The sequence below is a fragment of the Spirosoma litoris genome, assembly GCF_054776755.1.
This window is the reverse complement of record NZ_BAAHBI010000008.1, coordinates 54,344-81,228: the sequence shown is the minus strand read 5'-3', so window position 1 is coordinate 81,228 and position 26,885 is coordinate 54,344. Positions and strand designations below refer to the sequence as shown.

21 protein-coding genes are annotated in these 26,885 nt (G+C 47.1%); 9 read left to right on the top strand and 12 right to left on the bottom strand.

Annotated features, from left to right (window positions below; translation table 11 throughout):
* The first annotated feature begins 29 nt into the window (after nt 1-29).
* Both ACYVGR_RS05400 and ACYVGR_RS05395 read left to right on the top strand, forming a co-directional pair.
* Nucleotides 30-2,567: a TonB-dependent receptor gene (locus ACYVGR_RS05400; RefSeq protein ID WP_460954331.1), complete on the top strand. Its 2,538-nt coding sequence runs from the start codon at nt 30-32 to the stop codon at nt 2,565-2,567.
* 66 nt (nt 2,568-2,633) lie between these two features.
* Nucleotides 2,634-2,765: a hypothetical protein gene (locus tag ACYVGR_RS05395; protein ID WP_460954329.1), complete on the top strand. Its 132-nt coding sequence runs from the start codon at nt 2,634-2,636 to the stop codon at nt 2,763-2,765.
* Between the two features lie 91 nt (nt 2,766-2,856).
* Here the strand turns inward: ACYVGR_RS05395 and arsB are convergent, their stop codons facing one another.
* The 8 genes from arsB to ACYVGR_RS05355 all read right to left on the bottom strand — a co-directional run bounded on the left by arsB (nt 2,857) and on the right by ACYVGR_RS05355 (nt 9,810).
* A complete protein-coding gene (gene arsB / locus ACYVGR_RS05390) occupies nt 2,857-3,921 on the bottom strand; it encodes an ACR3 family arsenite efflux transporter (protein WP_460954327.1) in 1,065 nt (354 codons plus the stop codon).
* Nucleotides 3,918-4,367, bottom strand: coding sequence for an arsenic resistance N-acetyltransferase ArsN2 (gene arsN2 / locus ACYVGR_RS05385; protein WP_460954325.1), 450 nt, complete (start codon nt 4,365-4,367; stop codon nt 3,918-3,920). The genes arsB and arsN2 overlap by 4 nt, the downstream gene beginning before the upstream one ends.
* A gap of 2 nt (nt 4,368-4,369) precedes the next feature.
* Nucleotides 4,370-4,810 carry an arsenate reductase ArsC gene (locus tag ACYVGR_RS05380; RefSeq protein ID WP_460954323.1) on the bottom strand — a complete coding sequence of 147 codons (441 nt, stop codon included), beginning with the start codon at nt 4,808-4,810 and terminating at the stop codon, nt 4,370-4,372.
* Between the two features lie 20 nt (nt 4,811-4,830).
* On the bottom strand, nt 4,831-5,733 hold the full coding sequence (locus tag ACYVGR_RS05375; protein WP_460954321.1) for an arsenite methyltransferase: 903 nt from the start codon (nt 5,731-5,733) through the stop codon (nt 4,831-4,833).
* 64 nt (nt 5,734-5,797) lie between these two features.
* Complete coding sequence (locus tag ACYVGR_RS05370; protein ID WP_460954319.1) at nt 5,798-6,130, bottom strand: ArsR/SmtB family transcription factor; 333 nt, start codon at nt 6,128-6,130, stop codon at nt 5,798-5,800.
* Nucleotides 6,131-6,733: 603 nt separating this feature from the next.
* Entirely contained in the window at nt 6,734-8,056 is a 1,323-nt protein-coding gene (locus ACYVGR_RS05365; RefSeq protein WP_460954317.1) for an ELWxxDGT repeat protein, read from the bottom strand.
* A 759-nt stretch (nt 8,057-8,815) separates the two neighbouring features.
* Nucleotides 8,816-9,142, bottom strand: a complete 327-nt coding sequence (locus ACYVGR_RS05360) for a hypothetical protein (protein ID WP_460954315.1) — start codon at nt 9,140-9,142, stop codon at nt 8,816-8,818.
* A 311-nt stretch (nt 9,143-9,453) separates the two neighbouring features.
* On the bottom strand, nt 9,454-9,810 hold the full coding sequence (locus ACYVGR_RS05355; RefSeq protein ID WP_460954313.1) for a winged helix-turn-helix transcriptional regulator: 357 nt from the start codon (nt 9,808-9,810) through the stop codon (nt 9,454-9,456).
* 162 nt (nt 9,811-9,972) lie between these two features.
* Between ACYVGR_RS05355 and ACYVGR_RS05350 the strand changes: the two genes are divergently transcribed.
* The 3 genes from ACYVGR_RS05350 (at nt 9,973) to ACYVGR_RS05340 (ending at nt 12,836) form a co-directional block, all read left to right on the top strand.
* The gene (locus ACYVGR_RS05350; protein WP_460954311.1) at nt 9,973-10,848 is read left to right on the top strand and encodes a pirin family protein; all 876 of its coding nucleotides are present in this window, start codon (nt 9,973-9,975) and stop codon (nt 10,846-10,848) included.
* A 207-nt stretch (nt 10,849-11,055) separates the two neighbouring features.
* Entirely contained in the window at nt 11,056-12,006 is a 951-nt protein-coding gene (locus tag ACYVGR_RS05345) for a helix-turn-helix domain-containing protein (RefSeq protein WP_460954309.1), read from the top strand.
* Between the two features lie 77 nt (nt 12,007-12,083).
* Entirely contained in the window at nt 12,084-12,836 is a 753-nt protein-coding gene (locus tag ACYVGR_RS05340; RefSeq protein ID WP_460954307.1) for an SDR family NAD(P)-dependent oxidoreductase, read from the top strand.
* A gap of 419 nt (nt 12,837-13,255) precedes the next feature.
* Here ACYVGR_RS05340 and ACYVGR_RS05335 read toward each other — a convergent pair whose 3' ends face one another.
* Nucleotides 13,256-15,523 carry a VWD domain-containing protein gene (locus ACYVGR_RS05335; protein WP_460954305.1) on the bottom strand — a complete coding sequence of 756 codons (2,268 nt, stop codon included), beginning with the start codon at nt 15,521-15,523 and terminating at the stop codon, nt 13,256-13,258.
* Between the two features lie 952 nt (nt 15,524-16,475).
* Here ACYVGR_RS05335 and ACYVGR_RS05330 point away from each other — a divergent pair.
* Together ACYVGR_RS05330 and ACYVGR_RS05325 are read left to right on the top strand one after the other, a co-directional pair.
* Nucleotides 16,476-18,944, top strand: a complete 2,469-nt coding sequence (locus ACYVGR_RS05330; RefSeq protein ID WP_460954303.1) for a glycoside hydrolase family 9 protein — start codon at nt 16,476-16,478, stop codon at nt 18,942-18,944.
* Between the two features lie 236 nt (nt 18,945-19,180).
* On the top strand, nt 19,181-19,945 hold the full coding sequence (locus tag ACYVGR_RS05325) for a response regulator transcription factor (protein WP_460954301.1): 765 nt from the start codon (nt 19,181-19,183) through the stop codon (nt 19,943-19,945).
* 67 nt (nt 19,946-20,012) lie between these two features.
* Here the strand turns inward: ACYVGR_RS05325 and ACYVGR_RS05320 are convergent, their stop codons facing one another.
* On the bottom strand, nt 20,013-20,351 hold the full coding sequence (locus tag ACYVGR_RS05320) for a hypothetical protein (RefSeq protein WP_460954299.1): 339 nt from the start codon (nt 20,349-20,351) through the stop codon (nt 20,013-20,015).
* A gap of 277 nt (nt 20,352-20,628) precedes the next feature.
* On the opposite strand from ACYVGR_RS05320, the gene ACYVGR_RS05315 reads away from it, so the two are divergent.
* Nucleotides 20,629-21,750 (top strand): hybrid sensor histidine kinase/response regulator, encoded by a 1,122-nt coding sequence (locus ACYVGR_RS05315; protein ID WP_460954297.1) that lies wholly within the window; start codon nt 20,629-20,631, stop codon nt 21,748-21,750.
* A gap of 68 nt (nt 21,751-21,818) precedes the next feature.
* Nucleotides 21,819-24,623 carry a sensor histidine kinase gene (locus ACYVGR_RS05310; RefSeq protein WP_460954295.1) on the top strand — a complete coding sequence of 935 codons (2,805 nt, stop codon included), beginning with the start codon at nt 21,819-21,821 and terminating at the stop codon, nt 24,621-24,623.
* Between the two features lie 150 nt (nt 24,624-24,773).
* On the opposite strand, the gene ACYVGR_RS05305 is transcribed toward ACYVGR_RS05310, so the two are convergent.
* On the bottom strand, nt 24,774-25,916 hold the full coding sequence (locus tag ACYVGR_RS05305; protein WP_460954293.1) for a glycerate kinase: 1,143 nt from the start codon (nt 25,914-25,916) through the stop codon (nt 24,774-24,776).
* Nucleotides 25,917-25,948: 32 nt separating this feature from the next.
* Complete coding sequence (locus ACYVGR_RS05300; protein ID WP_460954291.1) at nt 25,949-26,842, bottom strand: NAD(P)-dependent oxidoreductase; 894 nt, start codon at nt 26,840-26,842, stop codon at nt 25,949-25,951.
* Nucleotides 26,843-26,885 lie beyond the last annotated feature (43 nt).

Sequence of the window (26,885 nt, the reverse complement as noted above, 5' to 3'; positions counted from 1 at the left end):
GAAAAACTTTATTTGATTATTTCCTCATTATGTCGCTCAAAACTACGGGTCTACTTTTTTTATTGACTACGGGCATCGCGTTGGCCCAAACACCAACCGGATCTCCTGCACAACCGGTTCCGGCTCAATCGGGCAAATTAGTTCCTGCTGCAGTTGGGGACGCTACTGCAAAAGGGAATGCCAAAATTACGGGCTATGCCATTGATTCAACCCTGACCAAAGCGGTTGAATTTGCTAACGTGGCTTTATATGAAATCAATTCGGGTAAATTAATTGATGGTGCAGTGGCCGATGAAAAAGGGAAATTCTCCCTCACCAAATTAGCCCCCGGCTCCTACAAACTACTGATTTCATTTTTGGGGTATACGGCCAAGACTGTTGATAATATTGTTTTAAGCAAGGGCCAAACAAAAGATATTGGTGTCATTCGGCTTAGCGCCAGCACGCGTACACTGAGTGAAGTAACCGTAGCAGGAAAGAAGGCGTTAGTGGAAGATAAAGTGGATCGGCTGATTTATAATGCCGACAATGATGTGGCGGCTAAAGGGGGCGATGCTACTGACATTTTGAAAAAAGTGCCGATGTTATCGGTCGATCCAACGGGGAATGTCTCACTGCAAGGTAGTACCAGCGTGCGGGTGCTGATCAACAATAAACCATCGTCCATTCTGGCTGGGAATCTGGCTGATGCGCTCCGGCAAATTCCAGCCGACTTGATCAAAACAGTGGAGGTTATTACTTCACCATCGGCGAAATACGACGCCGAGGGAAGCGGGGGAATCATTAACATTATCACCAAAAAGAACACGCTTCAGGGGTTACACCTAGATGTTGATGGTGGGACGGGTAACCGCAATTCAACGCTGGGCTTAAATGGTAGCTTCCGAAAAGGAAAATTAGGCCTGAATCTCAACGGTAATGGTCGAGTCATTTATAACCCGTCGGCATCAGATCTGGATCAAACGACGTTTCTGGCATCCGGGGCAACTCCCGTTCAGACTCATCAACGAATCGATGCCTTCGATAAAGGCACCTTTGCTCAATATGCGTTAGGGTTGGATTATGATCTGGCGAAAAATCAATCCCTAACGGGGGGAGTTCGGTTAGGAATCCGGAATTTAAGCATGGATCAACATCAACTAACCAACACACTCTCCAGCGAACAGATAGCTACTCCCTCTAAACGGGATGTGAACACGCAGAATCTATCCAATTCAATTGACGTCAACATCGACTATCTGCATACCTACGAGGGCTCATCGAAAGAGTTAAGCTTTTCAACACAGTATAGCCGAAGTAATTTGACCAACAACTTCGAGGCTACTAATCTGGATACGCTGGGGCTGATCAAGACCCGGCAACAAAACCTGAACGATGCCACCAACCAGGAATTTATTCTTCAGGCCGATTACCAAACTCCGATCAGTAAACTACTCCAAATAGAGTTCGGCGCTAAAAATACGCTTCGTCGCGTAACCAGTGACTATAACTACCTGCTGGCAGGCCCCACATCCGATTATGCTGTTGATCCCAGCCGCCCGTCGGGTTTACTTAATTACGACCAGAACATTGCAGCGGCCTACCTGTCTACTACGTTTACTTTACCCGGTGGAGTCGTTATTAAGCCCGGTTTTCGTTATGAATACACCAGTATTCAAGCCCAGACTGGAGGGTCTCAGACTGGAGGGAGTACGGGCGTACCAACCGATATTTCGATTCCCAATTATGGGCGCTTATTGCCTAGCATCAATATCGGCAAAAAAGTGGGGGAGAGCAGCAGTCTTAAATTTGGGTATACCCGCCGTATCCGCCGACCGTTTATCGACGATCTAAACCCTAATTTCAATACGGCCAATCCACTTAATATTCGCGTTGGCAACCCCTATTTAAAGCCTGAAACCGTCGACCGGATTGAGATCGGGTATAGTACGCAGGTAAAGAAAACGTACCTGAATTTCTCGCTCTATACGCGACTGAATACCGATGATATTCAATCGATTAGTCAGCGATCGGATACGTTAGTGGGCGCCGTTGTAACACGGGTGACCAACCTGGGCAAAGAATACAATTATGGTACGAATTTGTTTGCGACGATCAACATTACGCCCCGATGGAGCGTGAATGCCAACCTGGATATTATGTACCGATTTATTCAGGGACTGGCCTTGGATATTAATGGTCTGTCGACCATGATCAGTAATCAGGGTTTTCGTTGGGGCGGGCGCATGGATACGCAAATACAATTCGATAAAGGGTGGGTATTGCAGGCCAACATCGGTTACCGGGGCAAAGATATTGCTCTGCAAGGTTACCGAATTGGCTTTGCTCAGTACTCGCTGGGAGCCCGGAAAAGTTTTACTAATAAACGGGGCAGCATTGGCATCGTAGCGGAGAACTTTCTTACCCGTGGCATGGGCTTTACATCGGTGCTGAACTCGGCCCAGTTTAATCAGGATTTTCGGCAGTACATTTATAATTCCAGTGTCCGGGCCACATTCAGCTATAAATTTGGTAGTCTGAACGGCGCTAAGGTGAAGAAAAATAAATCCCTCAGCGACGAAAATTGATTGCTTAAACTGAGGTTCATGGCTAAGCCTATTCTGCTAAAGATTCATAGGATGTTCATCGCTTCAATGAACGCTGCTGATGCAGCGTTCATGCTCAATCCGTTATTCGCCTGGGCCTATCAGCAGACTGGATTTCCATGCACCGTCATTGTCAAACGAGGTATCCACCTCCTATCTCACAAAGGGCAGCCAGGATAAAGACTACAATATATTTTACGGCAATCATAAGTATTCAAATTGACTCCGACAGATTATTCAAGACAAAGTTACAGCACGGACCAGTATTTACTCAGACGCGGTTTTGGGCCGTTTTTTTGTGGTAGGAGGCAAATTTGCTTTGTTGTTTCAGGGCAAAATTGACCATCAGAATCAGCACTGGCACTTCGATTAGCGGCCCCACTACAGCAGCAAAAGCGGCCCCCGAATTAATGCCGAAAACGGCAATAGCAACTGCAATGCCTAGCTCGAAATTATTACCTGCTGCGGTAAAGGCGAGCGATGTAGATTTGGCGTAATCAGCACCAGCCCGTTTCGAGAGGTAGAAGGCAGAAAAGAACATGATGACAAAATACACTGTCAGTGGAATGGCGATGCGCAGTACATCGAGCGGAATAGACACGATGAGTTGGCCTTTCAGGCTGAACATGACCACAATCGTAAACAGTAAGGCAATGAGCGTAAGGGGACTAATGGCGGGTAAAAACGTCTGCTCAAACCATTTTTGACTGAATAATCGAGTCAGGATGATTCGCGAAAACACACCTGCCAAAAAGGGAATGCCTAAATAAATGAATACGCTTTTGGCCACTTCTCCAATAGTAACAGTTAACTCATAGCCACGTAGTCCAAACAAGGGCGGTAATACGGTGATAAACAGCCAGGCATAGATCGAGTAGAACAGTACTTGAAAAATGCTGTTAAAGGCTACTAAACCGGCAGCGTAGAGCCGATCACCGCCCGCCAAATCATTCCAGACAATAACCATCGCAATGCAGCGGGCAATGCCGATCATGATGAGGCCGGTCATGTATTCGGGTTTGTCGGGCAGAAAAATCACGGCTAAACCAAACATGAGTAGCGGGCCGACGATCCAGTTTTGCACGAGTGAAAGCCCAAGTATTTTGGTATTGGCAAACACATTGGGCAACTCGTCATAGCGCACCTTTGCCAAAGGTGGATACATCATCAGCACCAGACCAATGGCAAGCGGCACATTAGTAGAACCAGAATTAAACTGATTGATGAAATGCTGCGACTGCGGAAAAAGGTAGCCAAAACCCACTCCGATTAGCATGGCCAGGAAAATCCATAAGGTCAAAAAGCGGTCGAGAAACGATAAACGAGGGGCACTCATGCGGGGTTTTGACTTAGCGCGCGCTTCATAACAATGGCCGATGATGGACATAAGTTGCTGAATTGCTGCGTCTTTTGAATAACGGCAGGCACTTCCTGACGGTTGATGGGTTGAAAGCCGTACCGCTCAAAATAGCGGTCAGCAGTCGTGGTGATAAGATATACTTCTTCCAGGTTGGATGCTTGGGCAGTTTCCAGCAATCGACCGACCAATTGGGCGGCAATCTGCTTCCCCTGATACTGTGGGTCGACCACCACCGAGCGTAGTAGACCTACCGGGCCGAAGCGTTCCAGACCAGCCACGCCAACTAAATTGCTTTCTTCTTTGGCGATGACAAAATCAGGAAGGTCAGTTGGTAAATCTTCGGTTAGCAACTGCGCTTGCGCTAGCAAGGCAACGATAGCCCCTTTATCGGCTGATTGGGCAGCTGTAATGTGTATGGCCATAGCTATTGTGCGTTGGATTTACCCAATCGACTGGCGATAAATTCCTGACTGTACGGTTTAATTAAATCACGCACCCGCCGGAAGGAGGTCAATGCATCTTCACCTGGAGTGTGCCCCGGATCGGGAAAGCTGTGGTGAATCTTTTCCGCGCTCGATGGGAAAATTGGACACTGTTCACGAGCATGGTCGCATACGGTAATGACGTAATCGAAGGAGATATCCAGATATTCGTCGGCATGGTTCGACGTGTGATGGGAAATGTCAATGCCGTCCTCATTCATTACCTGGATGGCCAGGGGATTCACGCCGTGGGGAGCAACTCCAGCGCTATAAACCTGCACCTGATCTCCGTGGCCCGACCTATTGGCGAAGTATTGTAAGTAACCCTGGGCCATCTGCGAACGGGCAGAATTGCCGGTGCAAAGCACTAGTATTTTTTTCATGGCTGGTTTGTGTTTGAGATCTAGTTACAGCAACCGGGAGCGCAGCATGTCGCTTTGGTTTCTCCTTCGGGCTTTTGAGCAAAAACGGTAACGCTATAGATACCCCGGGCTTGATTGCCTTTGTCTTGCTGGCGATAATCGGCAATCTCTTCGGCTGACAGATAGTTTCTCAGCACATCATCCGGCAAAACGATTTCCCGCTCTTTCTGCACAATGATGTTGGTAAAGCCGCTCTCCTGCACGAGTTTCAAATACTCGCTCTTCTGGATGGCACCAGAAACGCAACCCACATAGAGTTCTGCATCCTGTTGCAAGCCTGCGGGAAGCTCACCTTTTAGTACGATATCGGAGATACTGAAATGGCCACCCGGTTTTAAAATGCGGAAGGTTTCGGCAACGGCTTTCTGCTTGTCGGGCACCAGATTCATAACACAATTGCTTACCACCACATTCGCTAGATTGTCCGGCAATGGCATGTCCTCGATGTCACCATATACAAATTCAACATTCGTGAAACCCAACGCCTTTGCATTCTTGCGGGCACGGTCAATCATGGCCGGAGTCATGTCCAGGCCGATCACGCGGCCCGTTTCTCCGGTTTCGGCGCGAGCCACAAAGCAATCATTCCCCGCACCCGATCCCAGATCCACTACTACATCGCCGGGTTTGATCTGTGCAAACTGAGTAGGTAAACCACAACCCAATCCTAAATCAGCTTCGGCTACATAGCCTTTCAACTCGTCGTACCCCACGGTCATATCAATAGGTACATTGGCAACCATCTCAGGCCCCGGGCTGGATGGGCCACAGCAAGAGGTGGGCCCACAACAGCCATTGGTATCGACCAGGCCGTCGTACGATTGTTCGGCAATCGCGCCATATTTCTGACGCACAACTGCTTTGATTTGCTCAGCGGTTTCCATAAAATTGTTTATTGGTATAATGTAATATTGCGATTGATTTGCTCAAAAAAATACCTGCTAATAACTAGCAGCAGGTTACAGCCATAGGTACGAACGTGTTGAAGATGGCTCCGAACGCGCGTTGGGCTTCTTCCCATACGGGAGGATTGATGCAGTAGCACACACGGGGCGGGTTGATTTCTCCCTGAATAATGCCAATACGTTTTAATTCCTTCAAATGCTGTGATACAGTCGCCTGGGCCAAATTCAGCTCGTCTACCAGGTCTCCACAAACGCACGCTTTCCTGGATACTAATAATTGAAGAATCGCTACGCGTGCAGGATGGGCAAAGGCCTTCGCCAAATCTGCCATGCGATTTTGCTCTTCGGTGAATATTTCTGTTTTGGTGAGTCCCATGGCACAAATGTAGCAGGTTTTTTTATTGATTGTAATATTGCGATGGATAATTTTCGAATCCTTTATTAAACGTCTCGTTTATAGATCAACGACGTGGGCACTTCTTCGTCTTTTTTGCTTTTTAGAAAGCCTCTAATCTTGATTTTAACCTTATGCTGCCCAATCTAAGGCGTTCTGCCATAACTGGTATTGCTGTTGGCTCATTTTACATGTATCAGTTCTGAATTGGATGTACAAAAATTCAGTTCCTGCCAAAATAGCGTCTTACACCCGCTAACGCATCGCTGAAAGTCAACTGTTCTTTAACATACTAACTGCTAGTCTGGCTCCTTAGCTGTCCTTGCGTTTGGAGAGAGCTATGTCAGATTGGCTCGTTGACCGAAGCGAGTAGCAAAAAATAACATAAGCCATGAGCGAAGCCACCTATACTTCTGTCTCCTGTTCGTTATTTCCGCAAAACGGGCGACTGAACTAGTATTCTTTCAATTTAGATTCTAGAGATTCTTTGGATTCTATCGTCTTTGATTATCAGTACAATAGGGCCAACCGCGCGGGCGGCCCCGAGAATCTATAGAATCCCCTAGAATCTAGTTTGCCAAAGCACTAGTTATGTATCTGACTAGCTTTACCAATGCCTTTGAGAAACGGATTCGGCTTTAGAAACGGGCCTAGTCCATAAAGCTCTATCCCACTTGCGGGCTCATTATGGCTGAAAAATAAGCGTCCATTGACATCCGTTAAATGGCTACTCGAGCCGCTGGAGGTAAATATGGGTACCGCTTGGGTGTTGCTGGTCCGAAATAAGCCACTAGCTGTCGTAAAGTAGAGGGACTCCTTAAATTTGACCAGACTAGTAACGGGTCCAGTGAAAGGGCCTGTTACTTTAGTGACGCTCTTGCCATCGGTGAAATAAAGTTCTTTGGTAATGGCGGTAGTAAAATATGTTTTATAATCTCCTATCTGGAACGGATTGGGCGAAGACAGATTGACTAGCTTTCCAATTGGCCCCGAAATTGTCGCTAGTTTTTTCGTCCCCTGACTTGTACCATCCGTTATCCATACCTCTTTGCTCAAGGGACCTGATGAAAAAAAGACATATTTGCCTGCTCGGGTTAAGCTGTACAATTTAGTACCTCCAGCCGGAGTCAATAGCTTCTTGGTGCTGGCCTCAGTTCCCTGACTAATCCACAACTCAGCCTGCGAAGGGCCACCAACAAATAACAGGGAAGTACCGTAATTGACTAAAAACTGGGGGTAAATGCCCGCCTTTACGACCAGGGAACTGGTTTTGTTACTCTGCCCATTGGTGCGCCAAAGGTCTCCTTTATAAGCGAAATAGGTAGCACCCGTTAGATAAGTGAAATAGGTTGGAGGTTGTTTCCCTTCCTTGACGGGATCGAATCCAAATTGCAAAAATGCTTTTGTGCCCGCTGGGGAGCCATCGGACCGTTGTAGGAGCCACTGATCTGTTCCGCCTAACGAGCCTCGTTTAACATAGTATACTTCAACCGCAAACCCAGTTAACTGACTGGCATCTCGTACCTCGGCTTCTTTATGACCATCATAGGGAATAACGGTGTTGGCCGCAAATCCACTCGATACCCATAGTTGCCGGGTTTTCGAGCTGGGGCTAAGCGCGGTAAAAAATAACTTGCCATTAACCGCTGTCATCTCGTTAATATCTGATCCGGCAGGGCCGGGTATGAGGTCTTTAACTAGCGTTGTTCCAGCAGCCGTACCGTTTGATTTCCATAGTTCGGCACCATGTTCCCCGTCGTCGGCAACAAAGAAAAGCGTTCCATTGATATTAATAAGCTGATCTGGTTTGGAGCTAGGCGCACCCGGTTGAATGTCTTTTATCAGGGTTTGAGCCGGTAGTCGGTTAGCTAAACAAAGGGACAGAATCAGGAAAAAAAATAACCGCATGACCAAGTGGAATGTTAAACGAAAAAATTGGTTGACGAGGTGAAAACGCAAGGAAGAACTCGTAGGCTCATCTAAGCAGATAATAGAGGATTAGCCCTAAAAGTACCGCGCTGAAGGAGGGATAAAAAAGCTGTTTCTTCCAGAAATAAACGAGACCGGGCAAGGCATAAAGGAAAAATAACCAGCCTTTATCGACCTTCAACTGTCGTGGATCAATAAAGTAAAGTCCCAGGCATATTGGCACTAAGACTGAACAGAGAGCTTTTATATAGTTAGTCATACGATCAAAGCGAATAGCCCAGACTAATTCCTGCCCGAGAATCCAAACTGTGAAAAGCAAACCCGTTGGTTGAGATGACCGTACTGTAGCGCATCGTGTGCTCATAGATACTAATCTTAGTCTAGTAGGCATCTGATAGGAAATGAATTAAAAGCAAGATGTGATTAGGCGCTAGTTGGCCTGAATAGGCAACGCAATAGTATTTATATAATCCCTGTGAATCAATCGGATAAATGTATGATTGCTTATGAGGGTACACATAACTATGGCGCCTTCTCGCTAAAAGCGCCATTCAAACACTTTTCGCTAGGCATGGAAAAATGTGTTGCCTGAACGAGTAGTTTTATCTACTAAGTTAAATCCATATTTACGCATGAAGCACCTATTTACCCCAATTTGTCGGCTACTACTGCAAAACAGGATTTATCGCCCAGGCTCAGACCGCTGACGTACGTATCAGCGTTCAGCGTTTTTCGTGGTTAATTCAGGTTAGTTAAATACTCCTCTCCCAAGTCTGGATAGAATTTGAGTAGTACTACAATCGTTTCCCAATAATCACAAAGAAACCAGTGTAAGGTCGCCAAATTTGACTCTTCGACATAATTAAACGCATCAATCATATCGATATCCTGAAGCGGGTGGGCCTTTAGAAGAACAAAATTAAGCCCAAAGTAGATACCCTTCAATTCTGAACTAGTGAACTCATGGCCCCATTGTCGGGGCAAAATACCGGGAAAGACAAAATCTGTTGCGATGAACGTCTTTATGTATTCTTTCAGTAAATATATGTTATGAGAGTAGCCCATGGCAGCATATTTCTGATTAGCCAAACATCGCCAAAATCCTGCCAGGGGGCTTTCAAAACCAATAATATAAGGAGAGTATCTATTGAAAGGCTATATGAAAACATGAATAAGATTCTGAACTAGCCTTACGAACCCGTTTCGCTGGCCTCCATTCTAGCCGGCGTACTACTGAGCGATGTCATCAAGTTTGGCGCTCCTGGCCCATCCCATCAAATCCGGATTACCTATCCCCTCGGGTCAAGGGTCGAGTTGCCCCCTGGCGTAAGTCCGGGTTTGGTATTCTCAAGGTATCAAGCGTAAACTATTTCCTGTCATTTATCACCCGAGATCATCTTTTTGCGGTGTAGTTCCCCCCATCTGCGTAAGGATTCAATCACTTCATGAAGCGTTTGGCTATGGGCTGTTAAGGAATAAGTCACCTTAGTGGGATAAGTATCGTATAGATGACGCTTGACCAATCCATTCAACTCCAGATCCCGTAATTCTTTGGAGAGCATTCGATCTGTAATCCCATGAACCTCTTTGGCGATTTCCCCAAACCGCTTCTCTCCGAAGGTAAGGGCCACGATAATAGGCAACTTCCACTTCCCATTTAATACATCTAGAGCATCCCGAATAGGACGCAAAGTACGGCCACATTCTTCAGGTAATAAGTTTGTTGGCTCCATAGATTATCGGTTTGTAAGCAGCTGGTTGCTTATTGGGATTTTCGCTATACTTGAGTATAGTACTATACTCAAGTATACTACTTACTAAAGTATAGCAAATGTAGTAAATTTGCAGAAGAAAAGGGAACACAATTAATACCCTTTCAAAAAATAGATAGTGGTATGAGCATTCAACGAAATCTTGCCAACATATATACACCCCAGGGCCAGCGGGGATTTTTAGGAGCGGGCCATATTGCCAGTCCTGTCATTCAGGTTGACTTTTCAGAGAGCGATCCGTTTATTGTCTTGATGGATGATCGGCTTGAAAAGCGCGACGAACTCCCTGCTGGTGGGCCACACCCCCACGCCGGTTTTGAAACGGTTTCTCTATTGCTGGAAGGAGAAATGGGCGACGATGCTTATCGAATGCGTGGGGGCGATTTACAATTAATGACGGCCGGGAGTGGTGTGATTCATACCGAAACCATCGAGCGTAAAGCGACTATGCGACTCTTGCAACTATGGTTGACTTTGCCTAAGAAAGATCGCTGGGCTACACCACGGGTGCAGGATATTCCCTTAAACCATGTGCCCAATGTCACCGATGGGTCGGTAGACATCAGGGTTTATAGTGGCTCTTTGGCGGGTGTAACCTCGCCCGTTCAGAATTATACGCCCCTGATTCTGGCTGATATTCGGCTGGCGCCCCATGCCTCTACTGTACAATATATTCCGGCTCCTTACACCGCCTTTTTGTATTCGATTGAAGGGAGTGTGGAAGTTGGCGACCAACAGAAACGATTGATCCAGGGTCAAGTTGGCTGGCTTGACCGATTCGCGGATGTTAAGGACCTGAGCGAACTTAGCTTAACGGCAGGTGAAACGGGCGGGCGGGTCATTCTTTATGCCGGCGAACGGCAGGGGGATGAAATTGTATCTCATGGGCCCTTCATTGGCGATACACAGGAGGATATTCGTCGGCTTTATCAAGATTTCAGACAGGGTAAGCTGAACCATATTGCCACTGTACCGAAAGAGCAACGGATTCTATACTAATCAGCTAGGTATCTATTGACTTGAAGTCCTCGTTGACAGGGGTTGTAAATCAGGAATGATCGTTTCTGATTTACAACCCCTATTATTTAAATTATTACGAAACGCTCCTGCGTCTCCAGAAGGAAATCTCATTAATATGTCCATAGTCTAAACTGATAACTGCCTTTTGCTGTTCGTTTGTAAATTTGATTTTCACAAACGAACAAGATGAGCGTAACCTCCTTTGAAGAACTTTGTAACAGCTTGTCCAGCGGCACCTCAACAGAACTGAGCGCCTTGTTACCAGAAGGTATCCAGCACGAAGTAGGCCATTTTAACGTGTTTAACCTGACCCAACTTACCCAGACAAGTCGTGAAAAACCGGCAATACCCTACGCCTGCCGTGCCTTTTATAAAATTAATTTTCTGACTGGAAAATCACGGGTCGAGTATCCCGACCGCACCATAGAAATCAATCAGCCGTCGCTGATCTTCACGACCCCCAAAAGTCCATTTACCTGGTGGCCCATTGGTCGGCAAACCGGACAGTTTTGCGTGTTCACCGCCGACTTCCTCCACCCGACTAAAAGCGGGGTGATGCTCGATGAGCTTCCCATTTTTAAATCCCCGGAACACCCGGTTTACGCCTTGTCAGAAACCCAGGCTGCACGTGTGCAAGCCATTTTTGACAATATGGAGGCCGAAATTACGTCTAATTATGTCTATAAATACGACCTGTTGCGTGCTTATACAATCGAGCTTGTTCATATCGGGCAAAAGCTGCAATCAACTACGATGTTGCATCCCAATCACAGCGCATTTGCCCGGACGACCTCCTTGTTTATCGAGTTATTGGAAAGGCAATTTCCGCTTGAAAATCCGCAGCAGAAAATCGCACTTCGCACGGCAAAACAGTTCGCTGACCAACTTGCGGTACACGTGAATCATTTGAATAAAGTACTCCGGGAGTCTACGGGACTGACAACCACCGAACTCATCTCGGGCCGCCTTGTGCAGGAAGCCAGGGCATTGCTCCTCCATACCGACTGGACCATCGCCGAGATCGCCGACAGCCTGGGTTTTTCTGATTTCGCGCATTTCGCCAAATTCTTCAAAAGTGAAACGTCTTTGTCGCCCGGTGCCTTCCGCCGTCAGTCACAAAGTTTGAATTATACATAAAATTGATTGGCGGCAACAAACCTGGATGTGTTCCTTTGCCGGACTTTTGTATTCGTTTTAGTTTATACAAAAGTCAAATGACAACTCAGAAAATAGCACTCATCACCGGCGGAAGCCGTGGAATCGGTAAGGACATTGCAATGAGCCTGGCGCAAAAAGGCGTCGACATAGTATTTACCTACCGCAGCAACAAATCGGAAGCGGAATCTACCGTTGCTACCATTCAATCGTTTGGCCGTAAAGCCGTTGCACTGCCGCTCGACATCTCACAAACCAGTGGCTTTCCTGCTTTTTTCGAGCAGCTACACGTGCTATTGCAAGATCGATGGGTAACAAACCGCTTCGATTTTCTCATCAACAATGCTGGCACCAGCTTGAGTGCTCCAGTCACCGAAACGACCGAAGCACAATTCGACGAAATGATGAACGTCCATCTGAAAGGGGTCTACTTTTTTACCCAGAAAGCACTAGAGCATCTGCGGGAAGGTGGCCGCATCGTCAATATCTCATCCGCAGTTTCTCGCCAGACCTTTTCGGGTGTATCGGCCTATGCGATCATGAAAGGGGCAATTGATGTCTATACCCGATACCTTGCCCTGGAGTTGGGGCCACGGGGCATCCGCGCCAATGTAGTGGCCCCTGGTGCTATTTTTGGTGGCAGTACCATGCCGGATTCACCGGAAATACGAAATTTTGTAACGGGCATTACAGCTTTGGGACGGGTTGGGCTTCCTGATGATATTGGGGGTGTAGTATCCTTTCTATGTAGTGAAGATGCGAAATGGGTTAACGGTCAGCGCATAGAAGTGACTGGTGGTGTAGGCCTTTAAAGCAACATTCTGCTAATTTTCCATCACTTCTCTTGGATATACGCCGACGGTTTTTATCCATCACCCGCTCGTATTTCATGAGAAGAATGGTTTTCCTAATATAAGCCACAGTATCGCCAGTCTGCTCCTGGCACTGGATCAGCAATTTTTTGAGGCTCTCCTTTTTCTGGCGGTATTGTGGTTTTCCCAAAAGACTATCCAGTTCAAGCTTTTCTGTATGATCTATGGTTGAGTTAGATAGAGATTAAAAAATCAGAATGTATCTTTTAGGGTACATTCTCAGAAAATGCTCCATTTTCCAGGCAAACGTGTATTTTAGGTTTGCTGTCTAAGTGATTATGGCAACCCACTAAAAATTTTCGGTATCCGTAGTCACAGGCATAGAGCCCGGTAGGGGTCCTATCAACGATGCGAATGCCCTATTTCTGAATTCTAATGTCCAGCGTATACCACCGGCGTCCTTCGGCCGTGGTGCCATTGCCCGTAATCCGAAACAAGCCAAGCTTGCCCTGACCCGTTATGAACGTATACAGAAAACGATTCTGAAGATAGGTCGGCAAACACGTATTCTGGTCAGTACCACTACTCTCCAGCACCACCGACGAGAATGTATTGTCTTTGTCGAAATTAGAGCGGACCAGCGCTTTTATATCACTGGACTGCTGAATGCTGTTCCATTGGCTTAACAGAAGGCCCGGATTATTGTTAGCGCCCACATAAAGTAACGTTCCCCGCTGAAGGGTTGGCCAGTTTTGACTGCTGATCACGTTCCAGATCGGGGCCGTGCCACACGACTGATCGCAGGTTCTGATCGTGGCAGGAGTGGTTAGATTGCTACCGCAGTACTGGCTTCCAACGGCGTCGATAGTAGCTGCGTGGGCGGCACCATCACGCAGTTTATACACTTTACCGGCATCGAAGTCGAGCAGATTTAGTTGATCCAGATCAGTCTGTGTACTCGAAAGTTCCAGTCGTACATTCAGGAACTGGTTAAAATCGCTGTTGGCCGCCAGGGGCAGGGCGGTTGGAACACCGTCTGCTTTCTGGCCCCAGGCGGCCGATTCTGCAATTGTTGGTTCACCCGTTATGGCTACGTCATAAATGCAGTCCTGTAAATAATCGGGATCAGAGATGCCAGCATTCTGGCAAATACCCTGGGCCCATTGTTTGCGCTCATCCGTCAGAGTCACGCTGGTGCGCGGGAAGTTACGATTGGTATAGGAATCCGTCGTTTTCCCGGACTCGTAGACAAACAGTGACTGGGCTTGCTGAATCCGCCAACTATCGGCGTACGGACCCGTTATATTGTCGGTAAATCGGTTGACAGCCGCACCAGTACTAAGCATAAGGTCATTACCCGGCGTGCCATCGAAGTTTCCCAGTAGGCCGCTTACCTGCCCGGCCCGGCTCGCTTTAAGAGCTACCAGATAGTCGAGCAAATAAAAACCTCCCCGCCATTGAATCGCTACCTTTTCGTTCTGGGCGTTGGTCAGCGTCAGGTCGTTGCCATCTTTAGTGAGCGTGGTACCATTGCTGAGCTGTAAACTAGTGAAGGCGTCCGTTTTTAGTACTTTATTGACGTACAGCCGGTTGGGGTTCACCAGCACGCACACCACATCACTGCCCATCCGAACGGCCACACCTGTGTTGACCGTGGCCACACCTGTATTGTTGTAATCTTCCTGCCGAACCTGAATTTCCAGATCCCCCGCCGTCGCTTTCAGGGCGGTAAATTCGCCGTAGGCCTGAAAATCATAATAGAGTTCGTCGAGTGTCCGCAGGTGCGGGTCTCCGGTGCTGCGGGCGGGTAGGGGATCGTCGTTCGGATCGCAATTACAGGCTGCCGCTGCGGCTGCGTTGGCCAGAATGCCCGACGCGCAGCTTTGCACAAAATTGTAGGGGTTGCCCGAAAATGCGTTCAGCTCACCTTCCAGGCAGGACGCTCCATTATTGGCAATATCCTGAGCCGATGGGCAACCGACAGCTGGCTGGCCGGAGGCAATATTGCCCAATACGCCCAGTGCGCTTTTACAACTCTGATAGGTATTGTAAATACTCAGAATGGCAGCGGGAATGCCAATGCCGGTACTGAATTCGGTGATTCCCAACGCGCAGCCAGCTGCATTGACCGCAAAATACCCGGCTGCTGCTGCCTTGTACTGGCTCTGGCTGCACTGACTGACTACCCGCGCCGTTCGCAGGTCCTGATCCAGTATCGTCTGGGCACCACTGGCCCAGTCAAATACGTTCTGGTCTAGTTTGACCCCATCCATAGTCCCCAGCTTAGTCCGAGTGTCGGTCTGGTAACCCGTTATGGTCACCGTTCTGCTGGTCATGTTGTAATTGGTAAAGCCGATCGTATAGCCCTTCGACAGTCGCGCCCAGATAGGTAAGTAGCTGGAATTAAATTCGTATAAGATCCACTCTTTTGTACTGGCATCCGTAACGAGCACGAACTGAACCTGCTTGAGATAGCCGTAACTGTTTTTGGTGCCGAATACCAGTACATCTTTGTTAATATCGGGGCTATGGAAGACCTGTCCTAGCGGGCTGTCGGCTGAGCGAAGGGCTACCTGTCTGATCTGGTCAAATGCCGTTGGCGCGTTAGTGTTGGTCGCTACTGGGGTATCTTGATTGTGCTTACAGGAAATGAGGACGAGTAACAGGAAACAGATAAAGTATTTCATAAGCGAGGCAGGAACTATTATTGATCAAGTTGCTGATAATCAGATCGCCATGGTCAATGTATTGTATGCACGGAGCGAGATCCTATTAGTAAGTAAAATTGATATGGACGGATTTTTGATGTCCAGTGTATCGGTGCTGAGATTGATTTGTAACTAAAGGATAAGGTGTGCAACAGCGGGATATAGCCTCTGCGATTGTTTAAACCGCATGATTCTTGACAAATAATGCGGTGCTGATCCGGCTAATCTGGCAACTTATTCAGCTAACGTCATGGGTATATCTAATTGCGGGTTCGGTAAGGATAATAGCTTATCCATTGTGACTCTTGACCATTTAATGGGTGCTTTCAAATGTCAATCATAGGCCATAGACTACAAATCATGAATTGAGGGAACGGTATTAAACTTACATTAAGTGACCTCAACGCGGTAGGGTCAAAGGGTCTGGTCGACCCACCAGAAGGGAGTAGCCAGACTGGTGCTCAATATTAGACAGGCGTCGAGAAAACGAGTTCGTTGAATACGTGGTAGGTCAGAAAGATCGTAATAATGGCACAAATAAGCTCCATGTAACACGCTGTGGTCAAGCGGGTTAGGTAACGGTTATGGTGGTTGTCAATGTGGCACTCTGTTCGGTTCAATAAATAACCTATTGGTCTGTACGACAGTGTGCTAGTGCTTTACCAAAGTAGATTTTGTTGATTCTATCGGATTCTATTGACGATATTCCTACTGATAATCAATACCTAAACCATCAAGTAGAATCAACCGCGCGGGGGGGGCGAGAATCTCTAGAATCTAAATTGGACGAGCACTAGTTCACTGTTCCTTTAAATGCCCATTTTTTGAAGCAGCTGTACGAAGATTTTATCGTCTCAAGGGGAGCATTGACGGAGGGCTCGCATGGGTTAAATAATTACTTTTGATTGACATCTTCTATTGACGAGCACGAATGACTTTACGAGTACTCTTTACGTTTCTAGTGGTCTTTACAACTTCGATCCTTCACGCCCAGACACCAGTAAGTGGAATTGATCGTAGACTATTCAACGAAATTATTCGAAGTGGTGTCATTCATCGGCCCTTACCACTTGATCATTCCCGATCATACGAAGCCATTTCTCTGGCAAATCCAGTCCTAAAAGCGCAGCCTCTGAGTGCAGCGGCTGTTTTCAACAACTGGAAACATACCGGCTATGGTAAGCTGGCGATGAGTAAGGATCGCACAAAATCGGGGCAGCCTACGTTGCGGTTGAGTTTGCCTACAGCTACTGGAAAACGAGCAGTGGGTTCGGTCAATGACCCAGACTATGCTACCTATGGCAACTGCCGTATGCAGCTGGACGTGAATGGGGCGAATTGGGAAGCCTATAACCGACTTGAATTTTTTATTTACCCCGAGGCCGAAGGAGCGCAGGTCGTAAACATCAATATTGATTTTCGGAATAAGAACCGATCCGCCAAAAACGGGACGCTGATGGCTTCCGCCGATCATCTTATCAATTTGACCAACCACCAGTGGAACCGCTGTTATCTGGATCTGTCGGACCTCCGGCGCGATGAGGTAGATGAAATTGCCTTTTATGTCTCACTAAAAGGTAAGAACTTGACCAGCGGTGATTCTATTGTCTATTACATCGATCAGCCCGTTTTAAAACAAGTAAAAACCCAGGAAATTAGCCACGGGTGGCTGCCCGCCCCAAATAGTATTGTGTATTCCACATCGGGTTACATGACCGAAGGCCAAAAAACGGCTATTGCCAATCGGACAAGCGGTAAACCCAATACTCGTTTTCAACTGATCCATGAAGCGACTCACCGAGTGGCTTATGAAGCGAACGCAAAACAAATACATACGTCTACGGGTGACTACGAGGTGCTTGACTTTAGTACGTTCACAAAAGCCGGTACTTACCATATCGTTTTCGGTCCAATAAAAACCGCTTCTTTCGAGATTAGCCCCCGCATTTGGACGGCTTCCCAGTGGCGGGTATTAAATTATATCTTCTGTCAGCGGTGTGGGTATGCGGTACCGCAAATACACGGACAGTGTCATCTTGACCTGTTTTCTGAACATAAGGGGAAAAAGATTTCCTACAGTGGTGGATGGCATGACGCGGGAGACCTTTCTCAGCAAACCTTGCAAACGGCCGATGTTACGTTTGCCTTGTTGGAATCATTCAAAAACCAGCGAACAAAAGATCCGTTACTGGCAGCTCGCTTGCGGGAAGAGGCCGAATGGGGACTTAATTTCGTGTTGAAAAACCGGTACGACGACGGCTATCGGGCCAGCAGCATGGGATTGCTTATTTGGCAGGATGGTGTAATAGGCACGCTGGATGATATTCAATCCGTGCGGGTACAGAATAACTCGTTTGATACGTTTCTCTATGCCGCTTACGAGGCTTATGCGGCTATGACGCTGGATGGGGACCCTGCCTTTAGCGAATACCTGAGAAAAATAGCCCGAGAGGATTTTTCGTTGGCGATGAAGACGTATCGGGAAAAGGGGTATGGGGGCTTCACCCAGATGTATGAACATAACTATAATACGTCGCAGAGCCAGTATATGGCCACTATTTCCTGGGCAGCCAGTATGCTTTATCAACTGACGGGCGAAAAGCAATACGCACAAACGGCTGCCGATTTTATCCGGTACACACTCAAGTGTCAACGGACCACTCCGCTGGGTGATGTGAAGGGAATTAAAGGTTTTTTTTACCGAGATACGACCCGAAAATCCATTGTGCATTTCGTGCATCAGTCCCGAGATCAGGTGTACATGCAGGCACTTATCTTATTGTGCCAAACGCAGCGCAATCATCCCGATTATTCGAAGTGGTACCAGGCGGTGCAGTTGTATGGTAATTATCTCAAAGACATACTGATTTATACCGCTCCTTACGGCATGATACCGAGTGGTGTGTACCATAAAGATGAAGCGTCTGATTCAGCGTCCTTCTATTCGCTGCACTTATTTCCGCCAGCCAATGCCAAAGAGTTATATACGGAACAACTGACAAAAGGGGTAAAATTGGATGACGAGCATTACCTGAAGCGATTCCCCGTTTGGTTCAGCATTTTCAATGGCAACACGGCGGTCCATCTATCTACCGGCAAGGCGGCTGCAATGTGTGGGCATTTTTTAAACGATGAGAAGTTACTTCAGATCGGGCGTGAACAATTGTACTGGACGGTCGGAAAAAACCCATTTGGTCAATCGCTCATTTACGGGGAAGGAAACAGGTATCCGCAACTGGATAGTTTTTCTTCGGGTGAAATAACTGGGGAAATACCGGTCGGCATACGATCCATGCATAACGACGATGTTCCCTGGTGGCCGGCCATTAATAATGCCACCTACAAAGAGGTGTGGGTTACTTCAGCCGGCAAGTGGTTATCGTTACTAGCCGAATACTAAAAGAAGCAAGCAAAGGCCGTTGGGGATAGGCTAAAGTCAAGCTAAGAGGGGCTATCTGAACTTTTTCTTGTCCTGATATTATTCGGACGATTTTAATTGAAGGTAGTATTAGTGTAAGTTATTCATTTATGAGATTGTTAAATCGGTAATATAAAGTTGACTCTTTCTATTAATGAATTAACACTTATTTATAAAAAAACTATTTATATTTGATATGATGTATATGACCACCCATAATGGCAAAGATATTAGTAGTGGAGGATGACTTGCAGTTAAGGGAAAATATCAGTGAGCAGCTCGAATTAAGTAATCATGAAGTTAAAACTGCACCGGATGGAATCAGGGCGTTTGAATTACTACCCTCTTTTCTGCCCAATCTAATCTTGTGCGATGTCATGATGCCGAACATGGACGGCCTTGCCTTTATCCGGGCAACAAACCGACATGCTCTTTACCGGTCAATTCCGGTTATTTTTATAACTGCCCGAGTAACCGAACAGGACAAACTTCTGGGGTTAGAAGAAGGCGCTGTTGATTATTTGTTCAAGCCCTTCCTGCATAAAGAACTACTCCTAAAAGTTAACAATATCACCCGTGGACAAACCGAGTTCGTATTGCACCAATTAGCGCAGGCGACCGCTCACCAGGAAACCGAAATTCAGTTCGTTAAGCGCTTTAGCGAGCTACTCGAGCAGCAGGCTGGTAATCCATCCTTGACCGCCGATAAATTATCGTTGGAAATGAATATGAGTCTGTCGGCGATGCAACGGAATCTAAAGAAATACCTCCGACGGAACTTTAGTGAACTGCTAAAAGACCACCGCCTTCGTAAGGCGACAGCGTTTCTGTTAGAAACCGACTGTAGTCTTCAGCAGATTGCCGACCGATGTGGCTTTGGGAGTCTATCTTATTTCTCAGTCAGTTTCAAGGAAGCCAATGGTGTGTCCCCCCTGCGTTTTAGACAACAACACCGCCCGAAAACGGCTTTACCCAACAAATAACGTTGGTACCGGATACGCATCGAATGAGCCAATGCCAACGTTGAGACGGACAACTTAGTTACGCTCCTCAGCTCACCCCAGCCGCTTGTTCCTTTAACAGATTATCGATTTGACCGTTAAGCTTTTGCATAATCGCTACATGACTTTTCAGCAAACAGACGGTGGCCGACGGCGATTGAGTTTGCTGATCTAATTCGGCTACAAACTGTTCAAGAGTTTTGATCAAAGCTGACTGTAACCGTCGCAACTTACGAACCTCATGAGCCGATGCAGTCGACGGGTAAGTTAGTAATAGAGAAATCAAATAATAGTTGCTATACAACTCTTCTACTTCCCGTTGCCAATCGGTTCGACTCACCGTCCTATTGACATAATTTATAAATGGATTAGTCACCGTCTTATTCATGTAGTAGTGGGTGTGTTCTGTTGAATGATGAAGAAAATGAGCAACCTCAAAGGGCCGAAACAAAGCTAAGGCAGCGTTTTTTCTATTCTAATTCGATTTTTTTAGAATACTCACGGCAAGCTCCCTACGCATAGCGGGTACTATTATTTTTATTGAGAAAGCGAGGCTTCGCCGGTTTAAGAAGACCCTACGTGTTTTTCAAGTAAACGCTCAGCATTACACCTCGATCTGGGCAATACCAAGCTACCCAATCCATCGTACCCTCTTTTGACCAAAAATGAAAACACAGGTATTAGTCATCGAAGATGAGTTATCTATTCGTGAGAACGTAGCCGAACTGCTTACGCTAGAAGGCTTTAGTGTCGATACAGCCGCCGATGGCCATGAAGGCATAAACCGAGCCATTCAATCACAACCCGATTTGATACTTTGCGATGTCATGATGCCTGGAATGAACGGTTATCAGGTACTGGAGTCCGTTCGCGCTCACCGTTCGCTGAGTCACGTACCCTTCATTTTTCTCACGGCCAGAGCCGAACCCGGTGACCTTCGCCAGGGTATGGTCTTAGGCGCTGATGACTACCTCGTCAAACCGTTTACGAGTAAAGACTTACTAAAATCCATCGAAACCCGGTTGAAGCGAGAGCAGATTCGTAACAACCAATTACAGGGCCAGTTGACCGACTATCTAACCAACCTGGGTCGGGTCACGATTCATGAGCATAACACACCCCTAGCCGGGATTATGGGCTGTATCGGCCTGTTAAGGGAAGATTACCCTACGCTCGACTCCGCCGAGATGGAGTCTATGCTGGACCAGATGATGACGTGTTGCTTACGGCTTAAAAGAACCCTCGACAATGAACGTCTCACTAATTTACTGATCCGCCCGCATGGCTCAACTGACTACGACGCATTAAGCCAGGGCAACTCCTATGTGTTCGATGCGCTTGTTGAACAGGTTAAACAAACGATTGAGAAAGAGCATGAACAGCCTGCAACCATCCGTATTGCTACTGAAATGGCCCATCTACGCTTACCGCCCCACAGCCTGTCCAAGATACTGGAGGAGTTGATAGACAATGCGATTAAGTTTTCGGACAGAGGTCGTGACGTTTGTGTGTCGGGGCAGATTAGTGATGAGGGCTACCAGCTAACCATTACCAATTGGGGGCGTGCGTTTAAGTCCAGCGATGTTCTCCGGATTGCTCCATACACTCAGTTTGACCGCAAGTATTACGAGCAGCAGGGTTCGGGGCTGGGTTTGTTCATCGCCAAAACCCTAATCGAGATGAACCAGGGCCACTTACAGATTGAGAGTGAGCCAGAGGGCCTTACGAAAGTGACGCTCCAACTTCCACTTATGGATCGTGTTCGTTCACTGAACAAATCTGCATAAGCCCCAACGATGAAAACAGCATGGCTCCTAAAGCTTAAGCAATTGACCATTCTGTAACCTACTATTTTATGACTTCATCAGAAACCGAGCAGCAGCGCTTACAGGCGCTCATGAGCTATAATATTCTCGATAGCTTACCGGAAGCGGAATATGACGCTATAACCCAAATAGCTACCCATATCTGTCAAACGCCCATTTCACTGATTACCTTTTTGGATAATGAGCGTCAGTGGTTTAAAGCAGCCCAAGGTATTACTCTCAAGGAGACGCCCCGGCAATATTCATTCTGTACGCACGCCATTCAAACGCCAACCCAGCTTATGGAGGTGATGGATACCCGTGTGGATGAACGCTTCGCCCAAAACCCATTTACGTTAAGCGACCCGCCTGTTATTTTCTACGCGGGTGTCCCGCTGGTTGATGAGGCTGGACAGGCACTGGGCACCTTATGTGTCATCGATCATAAGCCACGGCACCTCTCCGATCAACAGGCCACAACCCTTAAATCGTTGGCCCAGCAGGTTGTATCGCTCCTGAAACTGCGTCGGAGCCAGACCTTGCTAAGCCAGGCCAATCAGTTGCTGAACGATAATAATGCGATATTACAAGCCGTCGTAAGTAGCTGTCCAGCAGGGTTGGCCCTTTTCGATCCAGTCTATTCGAACGGTGAACTGACTGATTTTAAGTATGTTTTCACCAATGATGCCAATGCCATTATTGCTAGACGGAGCGTCGAACAGATGACCGGCAGTACGCTCAATACCCTGTTTTCGACGGCCGTTACAGCTGGCCTGTTCGACCGATTAAAAACGGTTCAACAAACCGGCCAACCGCTCCACTTACAATGGCAGGTACCCGTTGAACACGGGCAGATTTGGTGTAACCTATCCATGGTTCCAATCGGGGAACGAGTCCTGTTATACGTACAGGATATCTCACAACTGAAACGAACGGAGCAGCGGCTACAGGCCCAGACCGAAAATTTAGAGCAGCATGTTGCGGAGCGTACGCTTAAGATCGGGCAACTTTCGGCCTGGCAAAATGCCATTCTGGAACACGCCGGTCAGGCGATCATTTCAACGGATATCAACGGGATCATTCGAACGGCGAACCGGGCGATCGAACAGTTGTTAGGCTATAAACCCGAAGAATTGATCGGTCGCGTCGTTCAGTTTGAACCAGGCACACCGGAAAATCCTGTACCCCTCGTTTCGTACCAGCCTTCTTCCGATCTCCCCACATCAGAACTACTTAAAACGGCCTTGGAAACGGATGGTTTTTTTTACACCGAATGCTTAATCCTGGGTAAAAGAGGTCAACGTATCCCGGCTTTTATGACGGCCAGCACCTTAAAGGATGAGGGCGGAAAGGTCACAGGATACGTCGGGACGGCAACGGATATTTCGGCCTTGAAAGCCGCCGAAGAAAAGGCAGAAAAAACGAGTCGTGAGCTAAAGATCTTCTTTGAACGGGCACTCGACCTCCATTGCATTACCAGCCTGGACGGTCATTTTTTAAAAATAAATCAGGCCTGGACCGACACGTTAGGGTATCGGACGGAAGAAATTGAGGGGCATTACTTTCTCGAATTTATTCACCCCGACGACCGCGACGAATCGTTACAAACCTATCAGATGCCCGTCATTGACGGCTTTGTAAACCGGTATCAGCACAAAGACGGGAGTTATCGCCTGATCCAATGGCGCGCCAAACGGTATCAGAAACTGATTTATTCTTCGGCCCGGGATATTACTGATCGAAAAAAGGCCGAAGATGACCTGAGAGAAAGCGAACAGCGGTTTCGGGAGATTGCCGAAAACGTGGATGAAGTTTTCTGGATTCAGTCGGCGGATCCGTTTCAATTGTTATATATCAATCCGGCCTATGAACGCGTTTTTGGTATTACCTCCCAAAGTCTCTACGACGATCCTTACTCGTTCCTAAGTTCGGTTATCCCCGAAGACCGTCCGATGGTAGAAGCGGCATTCGAACGGTATCGTCAGGGGGAGGAAATTCCCGTTCAGTACCGGGTTCGGGGAGGGGATGGCCTGATTCGTTGGCTCAATGTTCGCAGTTTTGTGATGAAAGACAGTGGAGGTGTTCCCCTGCGGTGCATCGGCATTGCCAGCGACATTACGGATATGAAAGAAAAGGAGTTGGTTCTTCAGCAATCGCTGATCCGCGAGCAGGAGTTAAACAAGCTCAAATCCCAGTTTGTCGCAACCGCTTCCCACGAATTCCGGACGCCCCTGGCAACTATTCAATCGAGCGTCGATCTGATCCGTATGCACTTAGAGCGATCGATCCAAGGTCCGTCCCCAGCCGTTAGCCGACATCTGGAAATCATCGAACGGGAGATTGCCAACTTTAGCGAGTTATTAGCTGATATCCTGACGATTGGCAAGATTGACGTTGGACGAATTCCCTTTCATCCTGAACCGATTGATCTGGTTGCCTTAACGAATCGAGTGATCGAAACACATTTCGCGGATCGTAAGGATAATCGGGTCGTAGATGTATTGATTGAAGGGGAACCCGAACGGGTTTCTGTGGATCAGAAGTTAATCAGCCACGTACTGGTTAATTTACTGTCAAACGCCTTTAAGTTCTCCCAAAGTAATCCGAAGTTACTAATCCGCTTTGGGGCACAAGTGGTCATATCGGTTATTGATCAAGGAATTGGTATTCCGGCCGAGGAGCAAGCTCACTTATTCCAGACGTTCTTTCGCGCGAAGAATGTGGTGAATATTCATGGTTCGGGTTTAGGTTTAGTGATTGTTCGCGAGTTTGTGGAGCTACACGGAGGTACAATACGAATCGATAGCGTTGAACATGAGGGAACAATTGTAACATTCACCTTATTGAAAGGCTAGTGTTGTTCCAATTTAGATTCTATAGATTCTCGGGGCCGCCCGCGCGGTTGATTCTATCGTTTTTGATTATCAGTACAATAGAATCGAAAAAATCTATAGAAACAGACTGAACTAATCTACACAAATCAATCAATAGTAATATGTATGGTTTTAAAGAGATTTTATCGCTAACAAATTACCAATTTGCCACGCGGTTCGTATCAGGTTTTGCTCAGTAACCTGCATGGCGGTGCCGAGGTCTGTTGGGCCATTGCCAATAGCTAGTAAGACATCGAAATACTGATTCAATTCCTGTTTCTGGCCCAATGGAATCTTGCCCGCCAAACCAATTACAGGTAGATTTTGGTGCTTTGCCTGAAACGCTACGCCAAATGGTCCTTTGCCAAGTAAGGTTTGCTCGTCGATACTGCCTTCGCCGGTGATAACGATATCGGCCTTATTCAGCGCTTTATCGAAACCAGTGAACTGAAGAAAAAAATCAATGCCGTTCACCAATTTTGCATTGCAAAACGTGTAGAGACCCGCAGCCACACCGCCGGCTGCACCACCGTGCTTCACCCGTACCATGTCAATACCCGTTTGCTTAAAGGCTACTTCGGCGAGTTTGCTCATACTTGCATCCAGTTTTTTTACTCCTCTGGATGTAGCTCCTTTTTGAGGTCCAAAAACGGCTGCCGACCCCTGCTCACCAATTAACACATTATCTACATCGCAAAGAATATTTACCTCACAAGCCAGAATCCGCTGATCAAGTCCTGAAACATCAATGGTCACTAACTCCGTCAGACTTTCGGGAGTGGTCAAAACGGTACCTTCAGCTGTTAAAAAGCGGATACCAAGCGCTCGCAAAATTCCCGTTCCACCGTCTACGGTAGCCGATCCGCCAATGGCCAGGATAATTTCTTTTACGCCTTTATCTAGTGCAAGTTTAATCAGTTCGCCGGTGCCGAATGTTGTGGCTCGTAGCGGATCTAATTCATCCGGTTTTACTAATTGAAGCCCCGATGCACTCGCCATTTCGATGATGGCTGTCTCTCCGTTATTAACCAGCCCAAACGACGAGCTTATCTGCCGGTCAAACGGGTCATTTACGTTTGCTGAAACAACAAATCCGTCGTATTTTTTGATCATCAACTCGCCCGTACCATCGCCCCCATCACCCACCGGAAAGCATTCACAAGCGCAATTAAGATGGCTTTGCTGTAATCCTTTCTGAATCGCACGGGCAATATCTATGGCATTCAGACTATGCTTAAACGCATTTGGAGCAATAAGGACACGGGTTGGTTTCATTCAATAAGGCTAAAGGAAAGTTCAAGATCGGGTCAGTTTTTATCCAGATTTGATAGTTTCTCAAGCACAAGATATAAGGCCTGATTACCCAATGTGCCTTTACCCATTGCCTGAACGGATAAATAAAGTTGTTTGACTAAGGCAAGTCCTGGTAAAGACAACCGCATGGCTTCAGCTTCTTCCAGGGCGATGCCCAAATCCTTTACAAAATTATTGACGGTAAAACCCGGCGAATAATCACCTTTTGCGATTTTGGGGGCTAGTACATCCAGGCTCCAGCAGCCTGCTGCTCCTTTACTTATGGATTGCAGTAAGGAGTTCAGATCCAGACCGGCTTTAAAACCATACAAAAGACCCTCGCATACGCCAATGAGAGTTCCGGCAATCGTAATCTGATTACACATTTTTGAATGTTGTCCCGAGCCAGCTGGTCCCTGAAATACTATATTTTTACCAAATGTCTCAAACAGAGGAAGCACAGAATCCGACACCGCTTTATCGCCCCCGATCATAATTGATAAGGTGCCATTGATAGCACCTACTTCGCCACCCGAAACAGGGGCATCTATAAATTGGGCACCATGCGTACCTGCTACCTCCGCAATCTTTATGGCAAGACTTGGTTTAGTGGTTGTCATATCGATCAAAATGGCACCAGACTTCATCCCATTGATTATCCCTTCCTGACCAAAATAACATTCCTCCACATCGACTGGAGAGCCAATAATAGTAACAATTACGTCGGAATTAGCAGCCACCTCGGCAGGCGTGTCGAACCATGTACAACCCAGTTCGATCAATTCAGCCGCTTTGCTTTTTGTGCGATTCTGGACATTGACTTTGTAGCCTGCATTTAACAAGTGCTTGACCATCGGACTCCCCATGAGTCCAGTCCCAATCCATCCAATTGTCTTATCTTTAGTCATATAGCTAATTTTCAAATAAAACCCTACCGGCGGGCCGGCCATA